This window comes from Thermomonospora echinospora, from assembly GCF_900108175.1.
Taxonomy (GTDB): Bacteria; Actinomycetota; Actinomycetes; order Streptosporangiales; family Streptosporangiaceae; genus Thermomonospora; species Thermomonospora echinospora.
In genome coordinates this window covers 1-20,355 of sequence record NZ_FNVO01000032.1, presented here as the reverse complement: position 1 = coordinate 20,355, position 20,355 = coordinate 1, and the positions used below count along the sequence as shown (strand labels likewise).

Here is a 20,355-nt window from a genome sequence, read left to right as displayed (position 1 = left end):
GCGGGCGGCGGCGAGGCTTGGACCAGCCGCCGCCCGCGCACATGTTCCAGTCGAGAGGCTCAGTCGAGCACGTGCTGGTCGACGTGCCCGGCCGCCGTACTACGACCGGTCGGCCACTGGCACACCGTTGATCGGCTCGGCCGGGGTGTGCGGGACGGAGCCGTTGAGCCAGTCGGGGCGCCGCGTCGCGGGGTCCTCGGCCTGCGGCGGCTTGGGCCAGGCGTCGATCCTCGTACGACGGGGGTTGGCCAGTGACGCGTTCATTGTGCTTGTTACCTCCTGGATGGATGTGTCCGCGGTATTGCGGCGTGTTCCTCCGATTTAACGCGGAACGTCTGAAAAGCCTCCCAAAGGGGCGGCCCTGGTTCCGTAAAGTGCTTGTTGCCAAGACATTAATGTCTTCCGGGCGGCTCACCGTACACCGGGTAGGCGGATCCGTTCGCCGGCAGGGCTCCCGACGAACCGACAGGGCTCCGGCGAACACAGCTCAGCCGCCGTGGACCTCTGCCCGGACAGGGGGCACCCCTCGACGGTTGAAGCGATGCCGGCGACCGCCGGTACGTGGTGCCGGGAGTTTAGGACACGCCGGTCGGCATGGGCGGGCCGGCGCGGGCGGCCGGAGGCGAGGTCCCGGTGGACGTGCGCGGCCGCGTGCGGCACCCGGCGGTCCCGGTCGGCGGCCGATGAGCGAGGATCACCCGTTCGTCCTCGCCGTGCCGCGACTCGGTCGGCCTACGGTACGCCACATCGGTGAGCGGTCTCCTTCGCAACCTTGATCAAGGCAGGGCCAGACCGCAATACCCTGCCATACCGCGTTCAATCACCACGGCCGGGACATCCGGCCGCGCGCCGGACCGGCCGGTAGTGGCTCGGTGGCCCGGTGACGACATGACGGCGGGGCCACCGCCGTCAGGTCGCCGGGCCCTCGGCCGGGGGCGCGTCCGATCTCGGCCGGAGGCGTCCACCCGGTCGGCCCACCTTGCGGATCACTCTTTCCGGATCACTTCCGGCGCAGTGCCATGGCGGCCATCGCCGCGGCCCCGAAGAGGACCGTCACGACACCCGTCACGACGTTGTTCCAGATCATCGACCTGGTGACCGCACTGCCGTAGATCACCCAAGGGGCGATGATGGTCCAGATGCCGATGACCGGCACGACCCAGGTGAGGCCGTGGGTCCGGGCGAAGGCCGCGGCGAGACCGGCCCCCAGGATCGTCAGCGCTATCCCGGTGATCAGGTTGTTGACGGCCAGGTCGGTCCTGCCTCTGAACCCGACCACCCACGGTGAGATGGCCAGATAGAGGCCAGTCAACATGATCAGCCCATTGACGATCTGGGCGACGGTCCGCTCGGCGGCGACATCGTAGCGGGCCCGCATTTCACGAAGGTCGGGATGTGTCTCCAGGCCCGCGGTACGAGCCCCCGGAGTACGAGCGGCCATGACGGCTCTCCCTCCTGTGCGGACTTATCCCCAACGTCGCTCGCTTCCCCGGTCGTCTCTGAAATAAACCTGCTGGTAGACGCAGGAACCGGGGCCGGTGCGGGCGCCTGCGGCGCAGGGCGGCGCCGGACGTTTGCGCATCACGAACGGGCACTGTCCGCGAGGGCCGGGAACGGAGTTCGGCCGAGGGGCGGCGCCCCGGGGTTCCCCGGGACGCCGCCCGCGACGTCACCCGGTCGAGAAGGTGAACCAGTTGAGGTTGACGAAGTCGGCCGGCTGGCCGCTTTCGAAGGTGAGATAGACGGTGTGGGTTCCGGTGACGGGGGTGATGTTGGCGGGCACCGTCCGCCAGCTCTGCCAGCCGCCGGTGTTGCCGACGGCGAAGTCACCGATCGGCGGTGCGGTGGGACTGTCGAGCCGCACCCGGATCAGGCCGCTGACTCCGGCCGCGGCGCCCGAGGCGACGCGGGCCCTGAACTGGCGGGCCGCCTCGCCGCCGAACCGCACGCCGTCGAAGCGCAGCCAGTCGCCGTTGGCGATGTGCGAGGCGTTCTGGCCGCCCCCGGTGTCGGTGGTGGTCTCCCACTGGACGCCGGACTGCGCCGAGCGGCTCTCGGCCTGGATGGTCGAGCGGGCGTCGAAGCCCGAACCGGGCGGCGGGTCGGTCGGCGGCGGTGTCGTGGTGCCCCCGCCGCTCTGCCAGACGGCGACGTAGTCCACCAGCATCGGGCGTCCGGAGACCGTGCCGGCGGTGGGGGTGCCGAACCCGGCGACGCCGTTGGGGAACGCCCCGCCCATCGCCACGTTGAGCAGCAGGAAGTAGCCGTTGTGCCCGGTCATGTTCGCCCAGGTGGTGGCGTCGAGCTGACTCTGGCTGACGCTGTGGAACTGCTGGCCGTCCACGTACCAGCGCAGTTGGTTGGGCGTGACGCTGCGGTCCCACTCAAAGCGGTAGGTGTGCATTCCGGCCTGGCATGAGGTGCCCGGGCAGGCCCGGCTGGCGCCGATTCCGGAGGTCTCGTTGCAGGCTCCACCCGGATTGACGCCGCAGTGCAGCACGCCCCACACCGTGTTGAGGCCGTTGACGTTCTCCATGATGTCGAACTCGCCGACCGCCGGCCAGTTCTGGTAATTGCCCCGGTAGGGGGAGCCCAGGGCCCAGAACGCGGGCCAATATCCCAGCGCCTGCGAGCCGGTGACGTCGGGCATCTGGATCCGGCCCTCGATGCGCAGGATCCGACCGTCGGCCGGTTTGAAGTCCGTGCGGCGAGTCTCGATCCGGGACGAGGTCCACTCCCCGGACGCACTCCGCAGCGGGGTGATCCGGAGGTTGCCGCCGCCGTCCAGGCTGACGTTGGCGGGATCGGCGGTATAGCGCTGGATCTCGCCGGTGCCCCAGTTGGCCGGGCCTCCGGGGTAGTTGTGGCCGGTGCTGATCAGCCAGTTGTCCGAGGAGGGAAGCGCGCCGGCCGACCCGGTGAAGTCGTCGGCCCACACCAGGCTCCAGCCGCTCGGCGGCGGGGGCAGCGACGCGCCGGCGGGGGACGGCAGGGCCATGACGGCCGCCGCCGGGAGCGCCATGGCGGCCACCGCTGCGAGGACGGCCCGCCACCTGCCCGGCGCGGACGGCCGCCCGGCGCGAACGAGGGATGACGAGCGCAGAGCACGGAGCCGGGACAGGCCGGCGCGGACGGGGGACGGCGGGCGGAGGACCCGGGCGCGGTGCGGGGACGCGCCCGGGTCCTGGACGGGGTGGGCGGGTTGCGGGGGCGGGTGGGGCATGGCGGGGCCTTCCACGCGAAGGGACGACATCCGGCGGGCGCCTGCTGCCAGGCGGCTCGCGTGCCGGTCAATCTCACCCGCCCACAGCGGCCTGTCAAGAGTTCTCGCAAGATTTGTGAGAGCGCTCTTTCAAGAGCGACACTCACGCCGACGGGTGCCTCAGGCCGTAGCCACCGGCCCGGCAGAGGGTGCTTCCAAACCTCTGGAGAACCGATTCAGCAGGTAAAACGCAGTAGTCATGGGTATGGGCGGCGACTCTCCCCGCCACCCGTCATCAGGTCCGTACCGCCGCGGGGTTGACAGGAGAACACCCGAACCCCACCCTCTGAGAGAGCGCTCTCTGAGTCCGATCAGGCTCCGGAGCGAGCCTGCCTACACCCCCGAGGACACTCATGCGCAGACCCCACCCCCGGGCGCCCCGCCGCTTCCGCACCATCTCCAGCCTGGTCACCGCCGCCGCCCTGGCCCTGGGCGCCGCCGCCTGCGGAGGCGGCGGGAGCGAGAGCTCCAACGGGACGATCACCCTCACCGTCGACACCTTCAGCACCTTCGGCTACGAGGAGCTGTTCGCCAGGTACGAGGCCGACCACCCCGGCATCAAGATCAAGCACCGCAACGTGGTGCAGCTCGACGAGTACCTGCCGAGGCTGGAGCGGTGGATCGCCGCCGGCCGCGGCGCCGGTGACGTGGTCGCCCTGGAGGAGGGCATCCTCACCAAGTTCATGGCGCAGCCGGACCGGTTCGTGAACCTGCTCGACCACGGGGCCGGGTCGATGCAGGGCGGCTTCCTGGACTGGAAGTGGAAGCAGGCGCTCACCCGCGACGGCAAGCACCTGGTCGGGCTCGGCACCGACGTCGGCGGGCTGGCCATGTGCTACCGCACCGACCTGTTCGCCAAGGCGGGCCTGCCGACCGACCGGGAGAAGGTCGGCGCGCTGTGGCGGACCTGGGACGACTACATCGCCACCGGCCGCAGGTACACCGGCAAGGTCAAGGACGCCAAGTTCGTCGACGGCGCGGTCAACCTCTACAACTCGATCCTGGCCCAGCAGGCCAGCCAGACCGTCGGCCACACCTACTTCGACACCGGCGACAAGCTGGTGGCCGGCACCAACCCGGCCGTCAGGAGCGCCTGGGACACCACGGTGAAGATGCAGCAGGCCGGGCTGTCGGCGGGGCTGAAGTCGTTCGAGCCGAGCTGGGGCACCGGCCTGAAGGAGGCCAGGTTCGCCACCATCGCCTGCCCGTCCTGGATGCTCGGGGTCATCAAGGAGAACGCGGGGGCACAGGCGGCCGGCAAGTGGGATGTGGCCGCGATCCCCGGTGGGGCGGGCAGCCGCGGCGGGTCGTTCCTGGCGGTGCCCAAGCAGAGCGCGCACCCCAAGGAGGCCGCCGAGCTGGCCAAGTTCCTGACCGGCCCGGACAGCCAGATCACCGCGTTCAAGGCGCGCAACAACCTGCCGTCCTCGCCGAAGGCGCTCGGCGACCCGGCGGTCACGTCGTTCCGGAACGAGTACTTCAGCGACGCCCCGGTCGGTGAGATCTACGCCGGCGGCGCCAAGGCGCTCCGGCCGCTGTACCTCGGCGCCGACAACAACCCGGTCGGCCAGCGCTTCGAGGACGCGCTGCTGGCGCTGGAGCAGGGCAAGCTCGCACCGGACGCGGCCTGGCGCAAGGCCCTGGCCGACGCCGAGCGCGAAGCCCGCTAGGCCGGCCGATGAGCGCTCCCGTCCACGTCCGCTCCCGGCCCTCGCCGAAGGCCGCTCCCCCGCCGTCCGGCCGCGCCGGCGGCGGGGGGTGGTCCGGCCGGCTGTCCCGCTGGGACATCAGGTTCTCGCCCTACCTGTTCATCTCGCCGTACTTCCTGTTGTTCGCCCTCTTCGGGCTGTTCCCGATGGGCTACACGCTGTGGGTGGCGATGCACGACTGGGAGCTGATCGGCTCCCGCGAGTTCACCGGCCTGGAGAACTTCCGGCTGGTGCTGACCGACCCGCAGTTCTGGAACTCGGTGTACAACACCGCCGGGATGTTCGTGGTCGCCACCGTTCCGCAACTGGTGATGGCGCTGCTGCTGGCCAACGCGCTCAACCGGCGGATGCGCGGGCAGACGCTGCTGCGGATGGGGGTGCTGGCCCCGATGGTCACCTCCATCGCGGCGGTGGCCATCGTCTTCAGCCAGTTGTTCAGCCGTGACTTCGGCCTGGTGAACTGGGTGCTGGGCTGGTTCGGGGTGGAGGGCCTGGACTGGGCGGCGCAGCGCTGGTCGGCGTGGCTGGCCATCAGCGTGATGGTCGACTGGCGGTGGACCGGCTACAACGCGCTGATCTACCTGGCGGCGATGCAGTCGATCCCCCGCGACCTGTACGAGGCGGCGGCGATCGACGGGGCCTCACGGCGCCGCCAGTTCTGGACGATCACACTGCCGATGCTGCGGCCGACCATCATCTTCACCGCGATCATCTCCACCATCGGCGGCTTCCAGCTGTTCACCGAGCCGCTGCTGTTCGGCAACGGCGACATGGCCGGCGGCTCGCTGCGGCAGTTCCAGACGGTGACGATGTACATGTTCGAGAACGCCTTCACCCGGTTCGACTACGGGTACGCCTCGGCGGTCTCCTGGCTGCTGTTCCTGCTCATCCTGCTGGGTTCGCTGCTGAATTTCCTGTGGCTGCGCCGGGTCGGCGGAGGGAGGGCCTGATGATCATCACGGGACCGCGGGGGCGGCGCCGCGGCGGGACGGTGGCGGCGCTGTGGGGCGCCGGGCCGCTGACCCGGATCATGCTGGCCGCCACGATCGTGCTGTCGATGTTCCCCATCTACTGGATGTTCGTCGTCGCCACCCGCACCAACGACGTGGTCGGCTCGGTGCCCCCGCCGGTCGTCCCCGGCGGGGAGTTGGGCGGCAACCTGGCCCGGCTGTTCGGGGACGAGCAGGCGCGCTTCACGCTCGGCCTGGTCAACTCGGCCATCGCCGCCTCGACCGTGACGGTCTCGACGCTGCTCTTCGCCTCGTTGGCCGGGTTCGCGTTCGCCAAGCTGCGCTTCCGGGGCCGCAACGCGGCGCTGCTGGTGATGCTGGCGACGATGATGGTGCCGGTGCAGATGGGCATCATCCCGCTGTACATGCTGATGGCCGAGATCGGCTGGACCGGCCGGCTGCAGGCGGTCATCGTGCCGTTCCTGGTCACCGGGTTCGGCGTGTTCATGATGCGGCAGTACACGCTGCAGGCGCTGCCCGACGAGCTGATCGAGGCGGCCCGCATCGACGGCTGCTCGACACCGCGCATCTACTGGAGCGTGGTGCTGCCGGTATTGCGGCCGGCCATGGCGGTGCTCGGGCTGTTCACGTTCATGCAGACCTGGAACGAGTTCATCTGGCCGCTGGCGGTGCTCGACCCCGACAACCCGACCGTGCAGTACTCGCTGAACCTGCTCAACGGCGCCTACTACACCGACTACTCGCTGATGTTCACCGGGACCGCGGTGGCGACGCTGCCCCTGCTGGCGATCTTCCTGCTGTTCGGCAGGCAGCTCATCGGCGGGATCATGGACGGCGCCCTCAAGGCGTGAGCGTCCCCGGCCCGCGACCGCCCCGGCACGTCCTATCGGAGGGAGCTCAGGCATGACGGCCACCACGATCGAGGCCGGCGACCGACCGCTGCTCTTCCCGCCCGGCTTCGTGTGGGGCGCCGCCACCGCGGCGTACCAGATCGAGGGCGCGGCGCGCGAGGACGGCCGGGGACCGTCGATCTGGGACACCTTCGCCCGGCGGCCGGGCGCGGTCGCCGGCGGGGACACCGGCGACGTGGCCTGCGACCACTACCACCGCCACCGCGACGACATCGCGCTGATGGCCGAGTTGGGGCTGCCGGCCTACCGGTTCTCGGTGTCGTGGCCGCGGGTGCGGCCGGACGGCGCGGGCCCGGTCAACCCGCGCGGCCTGGCCTTCTACGACCGGCTCGTGGACGAGCTGCTGGAGGCCGGGATCACCCCGTACGCCACCCTCTACCACTGGGATCTGCCGCAGGCGCTGGAGGACCGCGGCGGCTGGACCGAGCGCGACACCGCCCTGCGCTTCGCCGAATACGCTGGCGTGGTGCACGACCTCCTGGCCGACCGGGTCGCCACCTGGACGACGGTCAACGAGCCGTGGGTGGCGGCGTTCCTCGGCTACGGGTCGGGTGTGCACGCCCCCGGCCGCACCTCGGCCCGCGACGCCTTCCGCGCCGCGCACCACCTGCTGCTGGCGCACGGCCTGGCCACCGGCGTCCTGCGGGAGGGCGGTGCCCGCCAGATCTCGCTGACCCTCAACCTGGCGCCGGTGCCGACCCCCGGCGCCCCGGGCGACGCGGCCGACGCCGCCGCCGACCTGGTGGACGCGCTGCTCAACCGGCAGTTCCTGGACCCGGTGCTGCGCGGACGCTACCCCGGGCCGGTGCTGGAGCAGGTCGACCGCGCGGCCGGGCTCGGCCATATCGCCGCCGGTGACCTGGCGGTGATCTCCGAGCCGATCGACCTGTTGGGCATCAACTACTACAACCCCACCTATGTGGCGGCCTCCCCCGGCGCCCCGGAGAACCCCGCCTTCCCCGGTTCGCGGGGCATCGCGTTCCTGCCCGCCGAGCCGCCGCTGACGGCCATGGGCTGGCCGATCGACCCGGACGGGCTGACCGAGCTGCTGGTCCGGCTGGACCGCGACTACCCGGGCGTCCCCCTCATCGTCACCGAGAACGGCGCCGCGTTCGACGACGTGCCCGGCCCGGACGGGCGGGTGCGCGACCCGTTCCGGATCGGCTACCTGGACGGGCACCTGCGGGCCGCGCACGCCGCGCTGGCCGCCGGGGTGGACCTGCGCGGCTACCTCGTATGGTCGCTGCTGGACAACTTCGAGTGGGCCGAGGGCTACGGCAAGCGGTTCGGCCTCGTCTACGTGGACTACGTCGACCAGCGCCGGCTGCCCAAGGACAGCGCCCACTGGTTCCGCGACGTCATCGCCCGCAACGGGCTGGGGGGTAACACGGCATGAGACGGCCCACGCTGGAGGCTGTCGCGGCCCGGGCGGGGGTCTCCCGGGCCACGGTGTCGCGGGTGGTCAACGGCTCGGCGACGGTGAACGCGCAGATCCGCGACGCCGTGCTGCGGGCCATCGACGAGCTGGGCTACGTACCGAACTCAGCGGCCCGCAGCCTGGTCACCCAGCGTACCGACTCCATCGCCCTGGTGGTCTCCGAGCCGGCCGCACGGGTCTTCTCCGACGACCCGTTCTTCTCCATCGTCGTGCGCACCGTCAGCCAGGAGCTGGAGAACGCCGGCAAGCAGCTGGTGCTGATGCTGGCCTCCTCGCCCGCCGGGCAGACCCGGGTCGAGCGGTACGTCGCCGGCGGCCACGTGGACGGCGTCATCCTGCTGTCCCTGCACGGCTCGGACCCGCTGCCGGCCGCGCTGTCACGGACCGGCGTCCCGGTGATCTCGCACGGCCGCCCGGTGTCGACGGTGCGGCCGCCCTACTGCGACTGCGACAACGTCGGCGGCGCGCGGGCGGCGGTGCGGTACCTGGTCGCCCAGGGGCGGCGGCGGATCGCCACCATCGCCGGGCCGCCCGACATGACCGCCGGGCTGGACCGACTGGCCGGCTACCGCGAGGTGGTCTCCGGCACCGACCGCCGGTCGCTGGTGGCGATGGGCGACTTCACCCGCGAGTCGGGGGCGGCGGCGATGCGGCAGTTGCTGGAGGACGATCCCGGCCTGGACGCGGTGTTCGCCGCCTCGGACCTGATGGCGATCGGCGCCATGCACACGCTGCGCCGGGCGGGCCGCCGGGTGCCCGACGACGTGGCCGTGGTGGGGTTCGACGACATCGAGGCGGCCCGGTTCGCCGACCCGCCGCTGACCACGGTGCATCACCCGATCGCCGAGGTCGCCAAGGAGATCGTCCGCATCCTGCTGGCCCCGCGGGACGAGCGGCCCGGCGAGCCGGTGATCCTGCCGACGGAGCTGGTGGTGCGCGACTCGGCCTGAGCCGTCGCGCCCACCCTCGGAAAAGGATCTTGGAGCGGGCCCGCGGGCGAGGGGTTCGTCGGTCCGATCCGGCGACACATGGCGGATAAGCCCCCCATGGCCACAGAACCCGGCATAATCACCACCTACTGTCCGTGATCCACACCACACGGGCAGGTGAGGGCAGTCATGCCATCAGTCATCTCCATATCGTCCATACCGACCTCCGCACCGCGATCGTCCGTTCCCCCGTACGCGAGGATGTGATGGGGCAATTCCTGCTGTCGGCGACGCTGGCCTGTCTGGGCGCCGGCCTCGTCGTCACCGCGCTCCTGCTGGCACGCCAGCGCAACGTCACCGACCGTCTCAGGCGGCGGAACGCCGAACTGGCCGACGTACTGCGGCTCCAGGAGGAGGAGTTGCGGCATCTGGCCGCCGTCCGGCTGCCACAGCTGCGCGACCGGCTGGAGGGCCGGCCGGTCACCGTGTCGGGCCCGCTGGACGAGCGGCGCATCGCCGCGACCGGGCTCGACAAGACCATGACCGCGGTCATGAGACTGTTCACCGAGGCCGTGGAGAGCGCCAAGGCCAATGCCGAGCAGTCGGCCAAGGGCACCCTCAAGGCGATGATGCGCACCGTGCAGAGCCTGGCCAACGAGCAGCAGCTGGCGATCTCCGACATGCAGCAGCGGCACGACGACCCCGAGGTGCTGGCCGGCCTGCTGCGGATCGACCACATGAACGCCCAGCTCGGCCGGCGGGCGCAGGCCACCGCCGTGCTGTTCGGCTCCTGGCCCGGCCAGCAGCGCTCGGCCGCCCCGGTGGTGGACGTGGTACGCGGCGCCACCTCCCGGATCCGCGACTACCTGCGGGTCCAGGTCAGCTCCGAGGTGAGCGTGGCGATCGTCGGCCGGGCCGTGGAGCCGGTGGTGCTGGCCGTGGCCGAGCTGCTGGACAACGCCGCCCGCCACTCCCAGCCCAACACCCCGGTGGAGGTGAACTTCCAGCTCGCGCACAACGGGGTCGCCATCATGATCGACGATGCCGGGGTCGCGATGAACTCCGAGGAGATCCAGCGGGCCTCCGCGCTGCTGTCCGGCCGCGACCTGGGGGACATCGCCAGGCTGGGCGACCCGCCGCGGATCGGCTTCGCCGCCGTGGGCGTGCTGGCCGCCCGCTACGGGTTCACGGTGTCGGTGGACACCCGCTCCCCCTACGGCGGCGTCCGCGCGGTCGTGTTCGTGCCCAACGACCTGCTGACCAAGGTCGACGACGGACAGGACGCCGCCCCCGCGGCGCCGGCCGAGCCCAAGACCGTCCCGGCGACCCGTTCGGCGCCCGGCCCGCTGCCCCGGCGGCGCCGGATGGACGCCGCCCGCGACGCCTCCGCCGACCCGGCCGGCCCGGCGGCCGCCCGGCCCGCCCGCCCTCCCAAGGAGGTGGCCGCAGGGCTGGGCGCCTGGCAGCGCGGCACCCGGTCCGGGCGCGCCGCCGCCGCGGGGGCCGACCCCGGCAACGCCACCGAACCCGCGTCCGACATCGAAGGGAACGAGCGGTCATGACCGAAGCGATGGACAACAGGCTCGGGTGGATGCTCGACGACGCGCTGCGCATGCCCGAGACCCGGCAGGCGATCCTGCTGTCGGCCGACGGGCTGCTGATGGCCCACTCCGAGCGGATCAGCCGGGACGAGGCCGAACGGCAGGCGGCGGGCATGTCGGGCCTGCAGTCGCTGGCCCGCAGCACCGCCGAGTTCTGCGGGGGTGCCGACTCCGCCTGGCGGCAGACGGTGACCGAGTTCGACGACGGCTATGTCTTCCTGGTCGCCGCCGGGCCCGGCGCCTACCTGGCGGTGTCGGCCACCCCGCAGGTGGACATGGAGGCGGTCTCCTTCCGGCTGCAGGAGCTGGTCCAGCGGCTGGGCAAGGAGCTGACCAGCCCGCCGCGGCGAGGCGCCGGTCGATGACCCCGCCGCGCAACCGCAAGGCGCTGGTCCGCCCGCACGTGGTGACCGCCGGCCGGGCACGGCCGAGCCGCAACATCTTCGACCTGGTCACGCTGGTGATCGCCACCAGCGGCGGGGTGGGCCCGCTGACCCCGGAAAAGCGCCGGATCGTGACGTTGTGCCAGGGCGGCGCGCTGTCGGTGGCCGAGGTCGCCGGGCATCTGGACCTGCCGCCCAGCGTGGCCAAGGTGCTGCTGTCGGACCTGGTGGACAGCGGCCACATCACCACCCGGGCGAACGCCCCGGCCGATCCCGCCGACCGGTCCGCCCACGAACGCCTGTTGAGGGAGGTGCTCGATGGACTCCGTGCTCGCCTCTGACCGGCGTTATGTGCGCGACACCGTGCGCACCGCGGTCAAGCTGCTGGTGGTGGGTCACTTCGCGGTCGGCAAGACCACGTTCGTGGGCACCCTGTCGGAGATCCGGCCGCTGCGCACCGAGGAGCGGATGACACAGGCCGGCGCTCTGGTGGACGACCTGGCCGGGACCCCCGACAAGACCACCACCACCGTGGCCATGGACTTCGGCCGGCTGACGCTCAGCGACGAACTCGTGCTGTACCTGTTCGGCACGCCCGGCCAGAGCCGTTTCAAGCGGCTGTGGGAGGACCTGGCCCGGGGCGCGCTGGGCGCGCTGGTGCTGGTGGATCCCAACCGCCTGGAGCACTCCTTCGAGGTCATGGACCTGCTAGAGACCCATGGCCTGACGTACGCGGTGGCCGTCAACCAGTTCGACAGCGCCCCCGTGTACCCGCTGCAGGAGGTCCGCGAGGCCCTGGACCTGCTCCCCTCCACCCCGCTGGTCACCTGCGACGCCCGCGATCCGATCTCGGCGACCCGGGCGCTGATCGCTCTCGTCGACCATCTCCTCACCCCCGGCCAGGAGTACGCATGACCGCAGAGTCCACCGAGCCCGCCCCACCCCCGGGCTGTCCCGCGCACGGCCTCGTCAAGATGTACGGGCACGAGTTCGCCGCCGACCCGCACGGCACCTACGCCCGGCTGCGCGAGCACGGGCAGTTCGCGCCGGTGGAGATCGCCCCCGGCGTCCCGGCCACGCTCGCCATCGGGTACGACGCCGTGCTGGAGATGCTGCGCGACGACCGCACGTTCCTCAACAACCCGAGCGAGTGGCAAAAGACGGTGCCGCCGGACTGCCCGGTGCTGCCGATGATGGGCTACCGGCCCAACGCGCTGTTCGCCGACGGCACCGTGCACGCGCGGCTGCGGGGCGCGATTCTCGACTCGTTCGCCCGGCTCGACACCGCCACCCTGCGCCGGTACGTCGAGCGCAGCGCCGACACCCTGCTGCAGTGGATCGGCCCGCACGGCCAGGCCGACATCCAGGGCGAGTACGCCATGGCGCTGCCGGTGCTGGTGTTCATGGAGCTGTTCGGCTGCCCGTCCGACATCTCCGAGAAGATCGTCTCCGGCATGAGCGGCATCTTCGAGGCCATCGACGCGGAGAAGGCCAACGCCGAGCTGGCCGAGGGCATCATGGAGCTGGTCGCCCACAAGCGCGCGCGGCCCGGTGAGGACATCACCTCCTGGCTGATGGCCCACCCGGCGCGGCTGACCGACGAGGAGATGGCGCACCAGCTGACGGTGCTGCTGGGCGGGGGCATCGAGCCGGCGGGCAACCTGATCTCGGGCGCGCTGCGGCTGCTGCTGTCGGACGACCGGTTCGCCGGTGACCTGTCCGGCGGCAGCGTGCCGATCGAGGACGCGCTGGACGAGGTGCTGTGGACGGACCCGCCGATCGCCAACTACGCGGCCCGCTACCCGGTCCGTGACGTGGAGCTGGCCGGTCATCTGCTGCCCGCCGACCGGCCCGTGGTGATCAGCTTCGCCGCCGCCAACACCGACCCGTCCAAGGCCGGCGAGCAGCGCGTGGGCAACCGGGCCCACCTGGCGTGGGGGGCGGGCCCCCACCTGTGCCCGGTCCGGGAGGAGGGGCGGCTGATCGCCTCGATCGCGCTGGAGAAGCTGCTCGACGGCCTTCCCGACATGGAGCTGGCCGTCCCGGTGGAGGAGCTGGAGTGGCGTCCGGGCATGTTCCACCGGGCCCCGGTGTCCATGCCGGTCCGCTTCCCGCCCGTCCACACCCCCGAGGCCCCGAAGCAGGAGCACAACGCGCGGCCCGTCACCCCGATGCCCGACTCCAGAGCCGCGCACGCCCCGGTGGCGCAGCCGTCCGGGCTGCGGCGGCTGGTCGCGTCCGTCACCCGCTGGTGGCGCGGCGACTGACCCCGGGCCGGACGGACCCCAAAACCAGCGAATCGCCACAGACCGGGACATAGCTCGCCGGTGGCGGGAACGGCCGCCGGACGGGATCGCCGGACGGGCAGGACGCCGGGCCGGTGGACGGGCATCCTCAAGGGGACCGACGAACGTCCGCCCCGCAGGGCCGGGGCGGGCGTCGCTTCCACCGGCCGCTCAAGGAGAAAGCACCGTGCTCGTCCTCTCCCGCAAGTCAGGCGAGAAGCTCATGCTGGGCGACGACATCGTCGTCCAGGTGCTCCAGATCGCCGGAAACTCGGTACGGCTCGGCATCGAGGCGCCCCGGTCGCTGCGGGTGTGGCGGGAGGAAGTCTGGGTGAAGCTCAACGGGGACGGCCGGCCGGTCACCCAGTGACCGGGCTCTCCTCCCGGCGTTCCCGGATGGCCGGTACGGGCTCTGAACTGCGGCGAAACGGTGACGGTACGGCGATATGCGCAGGAGTGTGACAAACCGGAGCCATCCGACGCTGTAGGAAGTACTGGGCACGGTCCATGGCGTGCCCGGAGCGCCACGTCCTCGACGGAGACATCGTGGCGCCGGGCCCCGCCCCTGTGTGACCCCCGTGCTGGGGCGGGGCCTCGCCGGGCTTTCCCTGTGCTCTGCTTCGCCCCCATGCTGGGGGGACGTCGTTGTCTCACCTGCTCTGAAGCAACTGTGGCGCGTCGTCTCCGCAGGTGCGGCCTGTGCCGTCTCCTCCGGACAACAGCGCCGAGATCATGGAGCTGGAACGCCGGAACGAGGCGTACGAGGAACTGCACGCCCGCACCGCCGTCCACGAGCTGGCCACCGAACGCATCGAGGAGCTCAGCGACGACGCCGCCGAGGTCGAGTCCGCCCTCCACCGCGCCGGCGACGCCGCCAAACGCCTCGGCGACCGCGACGGAACCTAGCTCACGTCGTCACCGACGTCCCGGGACAGCACGGCTAGGGCGCTGTGCGCTCTGAGTGCGGTATGCCGTTCCAGCGCCAGGTGGTGCGGCGGGGGTGGCCGGGGAGTTCGGCTCGTCCGGTGGCCCACAGCAGGGTGGGCCAGGGGTCGGTGGTCTGCGGGGCATCCGGGAACAGCCGGGCGAGCGCCCGCGAGCACAGGTCGGCGGGCGGGTCCCACGTGAGCCCGAGCCCCTCGGCCAGGTCGTGGGTGTGCACCAGGGACTCCACGATCCCCATCGCCGCGAAGCCCTCGGGGTCTGAGACTCCGTAGACGTGATACGCGCGGGTTTGCGGTGGCGTCGTGCGCACCATAGCGACCAGCAGCGCGCCGCTGGCCTCCAGCGCCTGCAACAGCCCGGCGGGATCCGCCGTACGGTCAACGTGGACGGAGTTCGCGGGACCGCCGGGCCGCCGCCTTTCCCGCGCGAAGGGCACCCGGCCGTCCAAGGGCGGAGTGCGGGGACCCAGTCGGACGGCGTAAGAGAACAGGTCGTCGATGAGATGCTCGACGGTCTCCCAGCAGTCCCACTCCAGCGAACCGGCCGTGCGCTCCCATGCCTCCGGCGGCGTCTCCCGCAGAGCGGCCACGGTCAGTTGCACGGCAAGGTCGAGATCGTCCGCGGTCACCGGACCCGGACCGGTTTCGGCTGGTCGAGACATACCGGGAACGTATCGGACCGAGGACGTCGGTCCCCATCAGTTACGGGCCGCCAACCGGCCGGTGTCCGGGACCGGCCGGTTCCGGCAGGAGCCGTGACGGGATACCAGGCCGGGATTAGGGTGCGGGCATGATCCCCCCGACGCCGGTGGAGTCCGGCTCATCCGAGCAGGAGTCCCAGCCCACCGGCGCTCCGCCCGCGGTCGCGTGGAGACCCGTCCTGCTCATTGCGGGCACGCTCGGGGCCGTGCTGCTGGTCTTCAGCGCCCGGTACGGCTACCACCGTGACGAGCTGTACTTCCGTGTCGCCGCACGGCACCTCGACTGGGGGTATCCCGACCAGCCGCCGCTGGTGCCGCTGCTCGCCCGGGCCATCACCGCCGTCTTCGGGGACTCCCTGGTGATGCTGCGCGTGCCGTCCGCGCTGGCGGCGGCAGCGGGCGTGGTCGTCGCCGCGCTCACCGCGCGGGAGCTGGGCGGCGCCAAGCGCGCCCAGCTGCTGACCGCCGGGGCCTACGCGGTGTGCCCGTTCGCCGTCGCCATCGGGCACCTGCTGTCCACGGCCACGTTCGACGTGCTGCTGTCGACGGTGGTGGCCTGGCTGGCGGTCCGCTGGGTCCGTACCCGGGACCAGCGGCTGCTCCTGGCCATCGGCGCGGTGGCCGGGCTGGCGGTGAACGTCAAGTACCTGGCCGGGATGCTGCTCGCCGCGCTGGTCGCCGGGCTGCTGCTGGCCGGTCCCCGCGACTTCCTGCGCCGCCCGATGCTGTTCGCCGGCGCGGCCGTGCTCGTCCTGGCCGCCGTGCCGGGCCTGTTGTGGCAGGCGCGGCACGGCTGGCCGCAACTGGAGATGTCCGAGCGGATCGCGGAGGAGGGTGACTTCGGCGGCCGGGCGGGTTTCGTGCCCTTCCAGCTGCTCCTCACCGGGGTCGTGCTGTCCTGGCTGTGGATCTACGGGCTGTGGCGGCTGCTGCGCTCACCCGACCTGGCCCGCCACCGCTTCCTCGGCTACGGGTACCTGCTGCTGTGCGCCCTCTTCCTGGTCACCGCAGGGAAGCCGTACTACCTGGCGGGGCTGTGGGCGGCCCTGTGGGCGGCGGGCGCGGTCGAGGTCGAACGCCGGGGGGCGCCGCGCGGCTGGGGCTGGGCGGTCTCCGTGCCCGCCTACGCGATCACTGCGGTGGTCACCGTGGCGACGACGCTGCCCGTCTATCCGGTCGACCGACTCGCCGACACTCCCCAGCCCGCCATCAACGCCGACGCCTCGGAGACCGTGGGCTGGCCCCGGTTCGCCGCCGAGGTGGCCCGGGTGCACCGTTCACTGCCCCCGGACGAACGTTCCCGCGCGATCATCCTCACGGCCAACTACGGGGAAGCGGGTGCGCTCGACCTGTACGGCCCGGACCTCGGGCTGCCCCGCCCCTACAGCGCCCACAACGGCTACTGGTACTTCGGCCGTCCCGCCGACACGGGCGGGCCGGTCATCGTCGTCGGCCCCGAAGGCTCCGCCGCGCTCCAGCGCCACTGGACCGAGGTCACGGTCGCCGGCCGCATCGACAACGGCGTCGGTCTCGACAACGACGAGCAGGGCCTGCCGGTCTGGGTCTGCCGCGGCCAGCGCGAACCCTGGGCCGTCCTGTGGCCCCGCCTCAAGCACCTGAGCTGAGCCGCGGCCCGTCCCCCGCCGCGTCCGCCGGGAGCGGTCAGTCGATGGTGACCGTCAGGTAGAGGTAGCGGTGGGTCCGGTTGAGGTGGACGGTTCCGGTGTAGCCGGGGCCCGGGGCCAGGTGCGTCCAGTAGTCCGGGCCGGTGGCCCACTCGCCGGAGAGATCGACCTTCGCCGCCAGCGGCTCGTCGACCTCGGGACGCGGCGCCTCGTTCCAGGTGAACCGGGTCACGATGCGCCGGTACCCGGCCTCGTCCGGCACGACGACGGCGTGGATCCAGTAGGTGGACGGGCCGGGGACGGTGTCCCGGGCGCTGGGAGCCCCACCGACGACCCCGCCCAGCCAGTGAACCTGCCGGAAGTCGCCCAGCGCGGGGAAGCGCCGGGCGATCGGCTCCCTGTCGGTCCGTACCACCGGGGCGGACGCGGAGGGCGAGACCGGCCGGTCGTCGGCCGCGAAGCTGGAGCAGGCGCCGGTGAGCGCCATGAGGAGCACACCGGGCACCACAAGACGACGACGGAGCCGCGGACGGCCTGCCGCAACGCGCATGCTTCACCTCTGTCGCCACCGGCTCTCCCCCGACCGTCGTCGGCGCCGGCTTCGGCGGATCGTCCTGTCAGACGCTCCGAGAACGCCGTCCGGTTCATCGGCTTTCGGAAGCGTGGAACCCCGCCCTTCGGCTCAGGGAACGGGCGCCGGGCGCGGGAAAGGCCCGGGGTGCGTGCACCGGGACGTTCCTGAGTCGATCATGATGGTCTTCCTGCGGTGACGGGTCTCAGGCGTGAGACGCTGGTCCTGGCGGGAATGCAGATGCGGAAAGCGACCCGCGGCCGAGGGGAACCATGGAGACGGCGCACCACCCAGCAGAGTCGGACGGACCGTTCGGCGGCCGGCCACCACAGGAGGCCGCGGGCCCGTCATCCCCGCTGCGCGACCGTGTCATGGCCGCCTACCTGCCGGTGGCCGCGCTGCTGGAACGGCTGGAGGAGACGGGTTCGGCTGTGGGCTCGTCGGCCGCGACGGCGGCGCCCCGGCTGGAGGCCGTCCGCGCCCTGCTGGAGGAGCAGGGCGTCGGCGACTGGACCGACCTGGCCCGGCTGCTGGTCGATCCGGCCGAGCTGACCCGGCGCACCGGCCCCACCGGCACGATCGCCACCCCGGCCGTCCCCGACGACCCGCGCGCCCTCTTCTACGAGGACTACCGCAACGCCGCGCCCGCTCCCGCCGAGACCGGGCCGGAGGTCACTGAGCCGGTCCCGTCCTCCCCTGAGGAGATCGTTCAGGCGGCCCTCGACAGCCCGCACGCCTGCCTGGTGCGGGCGGCGGACGGGCCGGAGCGGACGGCGGCGCTCGCAGAGATCGTCCGGCGGCTGGCCGCCGACGGCCGGCGCACACTGCTGCTGGCGCCCGATCCGCAGGCCGTGGCCGCGCTGCTGGACGCGCTGCGCGAGATGCCGGAGATCAAGACGCTCCGGGCCGAGCCGCCCGGCGACGGCGCCGTACCCGACCCGCTCGACGATCTCAAACGGCTGCGCCGGGAACTGCTGTGGCTGGAGCAGTGGCCCCGCGACCTGACCGCGCTGGAGGACCTGCGGGCCCACGGCGTACGGCGCCGCGCCGAACTGGCCGCCGAGGAACAGCGGCTGGTGGCGGCGATCGAGGCCGTCGACCGGCGGATCGAGACCGCCGACGAGCAGGCGGCGGAGGCCCGCGAGCGGCTGGAACGGGCGGAACGGGACCGCGCCCGGCGCACCGAAGAGGCCGACCGCGCCCGGGCCACCTGGCGCGAGGTGCAGGACATCGCGGACGCGTCGGCCCGTGACGCCGACGCGCGCACCCGCGCGGCCGACACCGCCGAGGCCCGCCACCGGGACCTCGCCCAGCAGACCCTGCACTGCGAGCAGGAGCTGCAGGCTGCCCGCGACCGCGAGGCGACGCTCACCGACGAGCTCACCCGGGCCCGGGAGACCCTCCCCGTGGCCACCCGCGAGACCGAACAGCTGTCGGCCGCCGCCGCCGACGCCACCGCCGCCCAGCACGCCAGCTACTACCGGCTGGCCGCCGCCGAGTCCGGCTACGCCGCCCAGCGCCGCAAGCTCACCTGGGGGCAGCGACTGCACGTGGCCGCGCCGCCGCCCGAGGTCGAGGAGGCCCGTCAGCTGGTCAAGTCGCGCCGCCGCGAGGCCGAGGACGCCGCCGAGCGCGCCCACGTCGCCGTCCAGGCGCACCAGCAGGCCGAAGCGCTGCGGGCCGGGCTGGCCAGGTTCATGGCCGACGCCGAACACGAACTGGTGACCCTCACCCAGACCCAGGAACGGCTCGGCGGGCGGCTCGCCACCCTCACCGCCGAGCGGGACACCGCCTACGCCGAGGCCCAGCGGCTGGCCCGGGAGGCCGCCGAGGCGGTCGGTCACGCCGACCGAAGTGCCACCACCGCCCGGCAGGCCGGTCAGGCCGCCACCGAGGCCGAGCAGCACGCCGCCGCCGCCCGGCACGTCCACGACGAGGCCACTGCCGGGAGGGAACGCGCCGACGCCGAGGCCGCCGAGGCCCGCAACCACCGGTCGGCCCTCGACGCCGAGCTGGAACGCCACCGCGCCGACACCACCACACAGATCGCCAACCTCGAAGCCGAGCTGCGCGCCTTCGACGAGGCGGAGGCCCGCTCCCGCAGGCACGTCCAGCGGATCTGCGGCACGGACCTGGACGAGGTCCCCATGGACCTGCTGTCCCGGCACCGCGCCGAGGCCATGGCCCGGATCGAGGAACTGGCCGCCGACCTGGAGTCCGCCGACCTCGTCCACGGCACCCCGCCGAGCTTCGGCCGCAGCCACTACTCCCGGGGCACCGTCTTCGACACCCTGATCGTCGTGGACGCCGACCGGCTCGGCGACGCCGACCTCCTCATCGGCGCCGTCCGCACCCGCCACTGGCTCCTGGTCGCCGACGGCCAGGGCCGCCCCCCACACCTCGCCGAAGACCATCCCGAGTACGCCCACCTCCAGGACCTCGACCCCACCCTGGTCGAGACCGCCACCGACCGTCTGCAACACAGCACCTTCGGACGCTGCCTGGCAACCGCCCCCGCCCTCTGCCACGACCTCACCCTCCCCACCCAGGACACCCCCACCCCGGCGAACGACACCGCCTCCCCCCCGCCTCCCGCAGACGCCACCACAGCCGAGCCGACTCCCCCGGCCCAACCCCCCACCGACACCACCCGCCCACTCACCCCCATGGACGATGTCCCGTCCGCCCCTCCGTCCCTCCGCCCCGAGGACACCACCCGTCCCCTAACAGTCCTCCCGGACACGCCCGAAGCCCCAACAGGCGAACCCGACCCCACCGTTCAACCCACCCCTGAGCCGAACGACCCCACCCAAACCCTGGACGCCCTGCCCGCCGACACCCCAGCGAAAGACCAGGCACCGGCACACCCCCTCCCAGCCAACGAACAGCCCCCACCCGAGCCGACCGACGCCACCCGCGCGCTACCCGTCCCACCCACCGACACTCCAGGGGACAGCCCTGCGACGGGAGACCAACCGCCGGCAGACGAACGGACTGAGCCCGAGACGCACGACACCGTTCACCC

The 20,355-nt window shown here is 72.4% G+C and carries 18 protein-coding genes and 1 pseudogene; 14 read left to right on the top strand and 5 right to left on the bottom strand.

The features are described 5' to 3' along the window. Window positions 1-99 precede the first annotated feature (99 nt). From C4U03_RS40830 to C4U03_RS36405, 3 genes are all read right to left on the bottom strand, one after another. Window positions 100-264 (bottom strand): hypothetical protein, encoded by a 165-nt coding sequence (locus C4U03_RS40830; RefSeq protein WP_160147220.1) that lies wholly within the window; start codon window positions 262-264, stop codon window positions 100-102. A gap of 736 nt (window positions 265-1,000) precedes the next feature. Continuing rightward, the gene (locus tag C4U03_RS36410; protein ID WP_103944356.1) at window positions 1,001-1,441 is read right to left on the bottom strand and encodes an SPW repeat protein; all 441 of its coding nucleotides are present in this window, start codon (window positions 1,439-1,441) and stop codon (window positions 1,001-1,003) included. 228 nt (window positions 1,442-1,669) lie between these two features. After that, window positions 1,670-3,022: a carbohydrate-binding protein gene (locus C4U03_RS36405; RefSeq protein WP_103944389.1), complete on the bottom strand. Its 1,353-nt coding sequence runs from the start codon at window positions 3,020-3,022 to the stop codon at window positions 1,670-1,672. A 593-nt stretch (window positions 3,023-3,615) separates the two neighbouring features. On the opposite strand from C4U03_RS36405, the gene C4U03_RS36400 reads away from it, so the two are divergent. The 12 genes from C4U03_RS36400 (at window position 3,616) to C4U03_RS36345 (ending at window position 14,395) form a co-directional block, all read left to right on the top strand. Next, a complete protein-coding gene (locus tag C4U03_RS36400) occupies window positions 3,616-4,932 on the top strand; it encodes an extracellular solute-binding protein (RefSeq protein ID WP_103944355.1) in 1,317 nt (438 codons plus the stop codon). A gap of 8 nt (window positions 4,933-4,940) precedes the next feature. Then, window positions 4,941-5,921 carry a carbohydrate ABC transporter permease gene (locus tag C4U03_RS36395; protein ID WP_103944354.1) on the top strand — a complete coding sequence of 327 codons (981 nt, stop codon included), beginning with the start codon at window positions 4,941-4,943 and terminating at the stop codon, window positions 5,919-5,921. Next, window positions 5,921-6,793, top strand: coding sequence for a carbohydrate ABC transporter permease (locus C4U03_RS36390; RefSeq protein ID WP_200827713.1), 873 nt, complete (start codon window positions 5,921-5,923; stop codon window positions 6,791-6,793). The genes C4U03_RS36395 and C4U03_RS36390 overlap by 1 nt, the downstream gene beginning before the upstream one ends. A gap of 52 nt (window positions 6,794-6,845) precedes the next feature. Further along, a complete protein-coding gene (locus C4U03_RS36385; protein WP_103944353.1) occupies window positions 6,846-8,249 on the top strand; it encodes a GH1 family beta-glucosidase in 1,404 nt (467 codons plus the stop codon). Then, window positions 8,246-9,241: a LacI family DNA-binding transcriptional regulator gene (locus C4U03_RS36380; protein ID WP_103944352.1), complete on the top strand. Its 996-nt coding sequence runs from the start codon at window positions 8,246-8,248 to the stop codon at window positions 9,239-9,241. Before C4U03_RS36385 ends, C4U03_RS36380 begins: the two co-directional genes overlap by 4 nt. A 245-nt stretch (window positions 9,242-9,486) precedes the next feature. Then, window positions 9,487-10,782: an ATP-binding protein gene (locus C4U03_RS36375; protein WP_200827712.1), complete on the top strand. Its 1,296-nt coding sequence runs from the start codon at window positions 9,487-9,489 to the stop codon at window positions 10,780-10,782. Further along, window positions 10,779-11,186, top strand: a complete 408-nt coding sequence (locus C4U03_RS36370) for a roadblock/LC7 domain-containing protein (protein ID WP_103944351.1) — start codon at window positions 10,779-10,781, stop codon at window positions 11,184-11,186. Before C4U03_RS36375 ends, C4U03_RS36370 begins: the two co-directional genes overlap by 4 nt. Next, window positions 11,183-11,545: a DUF742 domain-containing protein gene (locus tag C4U03_RS36365; RefSeq protein ID WP_103944350.1), complete on the top strand. Its 363-nt coding sequence runs from the start codon at window positions 11,183-11,185 to the stop codon at window positions 11,543-11,545. Before C4U03_RS36370 ends, C4U03_RS36365 begins: the two co-directional genes overlap by 4 nt. After that, on the top strand, window positions 11,523-12,119 hold the full coding sequence (locus C4U03_RS36360) for a GTP-binding protein (RefSeq protein ID WP_103944349.1): 597 nt from the start codon (window positions 11,523-11,525) through the stop codon (window positions 12,117-12,119). Before C4U03_RS36365 ends, C4U03_RS36360 begins: the two co-directional genes overlap by 23 nt. Further along, a complete protein-coding gene (locus tag C4U03_RS36355; RefSeq protein ID WP_103944348.1) occupies window positions 12,116-13,471 on the top strand; it encodes a cytochrome P450 in 1,356 nt (451 codons plus the stop codon). Before C4U03_RS36360 ends, C4U03_RS36355 begins: the two co-directional genes overlap by 4 nt. A 205-nt stretch (window positions 13,472-13,676) precedes the next feature. Then, complete coding sequence (csrA, locus tag C4U03_RS36350; protein WP_103944347.1) at window positions 13,677-13,859, top strand: carbon storage regulator CsrA; 183 nt, start codon at window positions 13,677-13,679, stop codon at window positions 13,857-13,859. Between the two features lie 329 nt (window positions 13,860-14,188). Beyond that, window positions 14,189-14,395 (top strand): hypothetical protein, encoded by a 207-nt coding sequence (locus C4U03_RS36345; RefSeq protein ID WP_103944346.1) that lies wholly within the window; start codon window positions 14,189-14,191, stop codon window positions 14,393-14,395. 34 nt (window positions 14,396-14,429) lie between these two features. Here the strand turns inward: C4U03_RS36345 and C4U03_RS36340 are convergent, their stop codons facing one another. Further along, window positions 14,430-15,095 (bottom strand): DinB family protein, encoded by a 666-nt coding sequence (locus tag C4U03_RS36340; RefSeq protein WP_103944345.1) that lies wholly within the window; start codon window positions 15,093-15,095, stop codon window positions 14,430-14,432. A gap of 128 nt (window positions 15,096-15,223) precedes the next feature. Here C4U03_RS36340 and C4U03_RS36335 point away from each other — a divergent pair, with 128 nt between their 5' ends. Beyond that, window positions 15,224-16,759 carry an ArnT family glycosyltransferase gene (locus C4U03_RS36335; protein WP_200827711.1) on the top strand — a complete coding sequence of 512 codons (1,536 nt, stop codon included), beginning with the start codon at window positions 15,224-15,226 and terminating at the stop codon, window positions 16,757-16,759. A gap of 37 nt (window positions 16,760-16,796) precedes the next feature. Here the strand turns inward: C4U03_RS36335 and C4U03_RS36330 are convergent, their stop codons facing one another. Beyond that, on the bottom strand, window positions 16,797-17,264 hold the full coding sequence (locus C4U03_RS36330; RefSeq protein WP_146087657.1) for a hypothetical protein: 468 nt from the start codon (window positions 17,262-17,264) through the stop codon (window positions 16,797-16,799). Window positions 17,265-17,602: 338 nt separating this feature from the next. On the opposite strand from C4U03_RS36330, the pseudogene C4U03_RS42735 reads away from it, so the two are divergent. Continuing rightward, window positions 17,603-20,355, top strand: a pseudogene (locus C4U03_RS42735) (hypothetical protein); the annotation flags it as partial.

Bases quoted from the DNA above. Each gene is read 5' to 3' on its own strand.
- C4U03_RS40830 (WP_160147220.1), bottom strand. From the start codon at position 264: ATGAACGCGTCACTGGCCAACCCCCGTCGTACGAGGATCGACGCCTGG.
- C4U03_RS36410 (WP_103944356.1), bottom strand. From the start codon at position 1,441: ATGGCCGCTCGTACTCCGGGGGCTCGTACCGCGGGCCTGGAGACACAT.
- C4U03_RS36405 (WP_103944389.1), bottom strand. From the start codon at position 3,022: ATGGCGCTCCCGGCGGCGGCCGTCATGGCCCTGCCGTCCCCCGCCGGC.
- C4U03_RS36400 (WP_103944355.1), top strand. From the start codon at position 3,616: ATGCGCAGACCCCACCCCCGGGCGCCCCGCCGCTTCCGCACCATCTCC.
- C4U03_RS36395 (WP_103944354.1), top strand. From the start codon at position 4,941: ATGAGCGCTCCCGTCCACGTCCGCTCCCGGCCCTCGCCGAAGGCCGCT.
- C4U03_RS36390 (WP_200827713.1), top strand. From the start codon at position 5,921: ATGATCATCACGGGACCGCGGGGGCGGCGCCGCGGCGGGACGGTGGCG.
- C4U03_RS36385 (WP_103944353.1), top strand. From the start codon at position 6,846: ATGACGGCCACCACGATCGAGGCCGGCGACCGACCGCTGCTCTTCCCG.
- C4U03_RS36380 (WP_103944352.1), top strand. From the start codon at position 8,246: ATGAGACGGCCCACGCTGGAGGCTGTCGCGGCCCGGGCGGGGGTCTCC.
- C4U03_RS36375 (WP_200827712.1), top strand. From the start codon at position 9,487: ATGGGGCAATTCCTGCTGTCGGCGACGCTGGCCTGTCTGGGCGCCGGC.
- C4U03_RS36370 (WP_103944351.1), top strand. From the start codon at position 10,779: ATGACCGAAGCGATGGACAACAGGCTCGGGTGGATGCTCGACGACGCG.
- C4U03_RS36365 (WP_103944350.1), top strand. From the start codon at position 11,183: ATGACCCCGCCGCGCAACCGCAAGGCGCTGGTCCGCCCGCACGTGGTG.
- C4U03_RS36360 (WP_103944349.1), top strand. From the start codon at position 11,523: ATGGACTCCGTGCTCGCCTCTGACCGGCGTTATGTGCGCGACACCGTG.
- C4U03_RS36355 (WP_103944348.1), top strand. From the start codon at position 12,116: ATGACCGCAGAGTCCACCGAGCCCGCCCCACCCCCGGGCTGTCCCGCG.
- C4U03_RS36340 (WP_103944345.1), bottom strand. From the start codon at position 15,095: ATGTCTCGACCAGCCGAAACCGGTCCGGGTCCGGTGACCGCGGACGAT.
- C4U03_RS36335 (WP_200827711.1), top strand. From the start codon at position 15,224: ATGATCCCCCCGACGCCGGTGGAGTCCGGCTCATCCGAGCAGGAGTCC.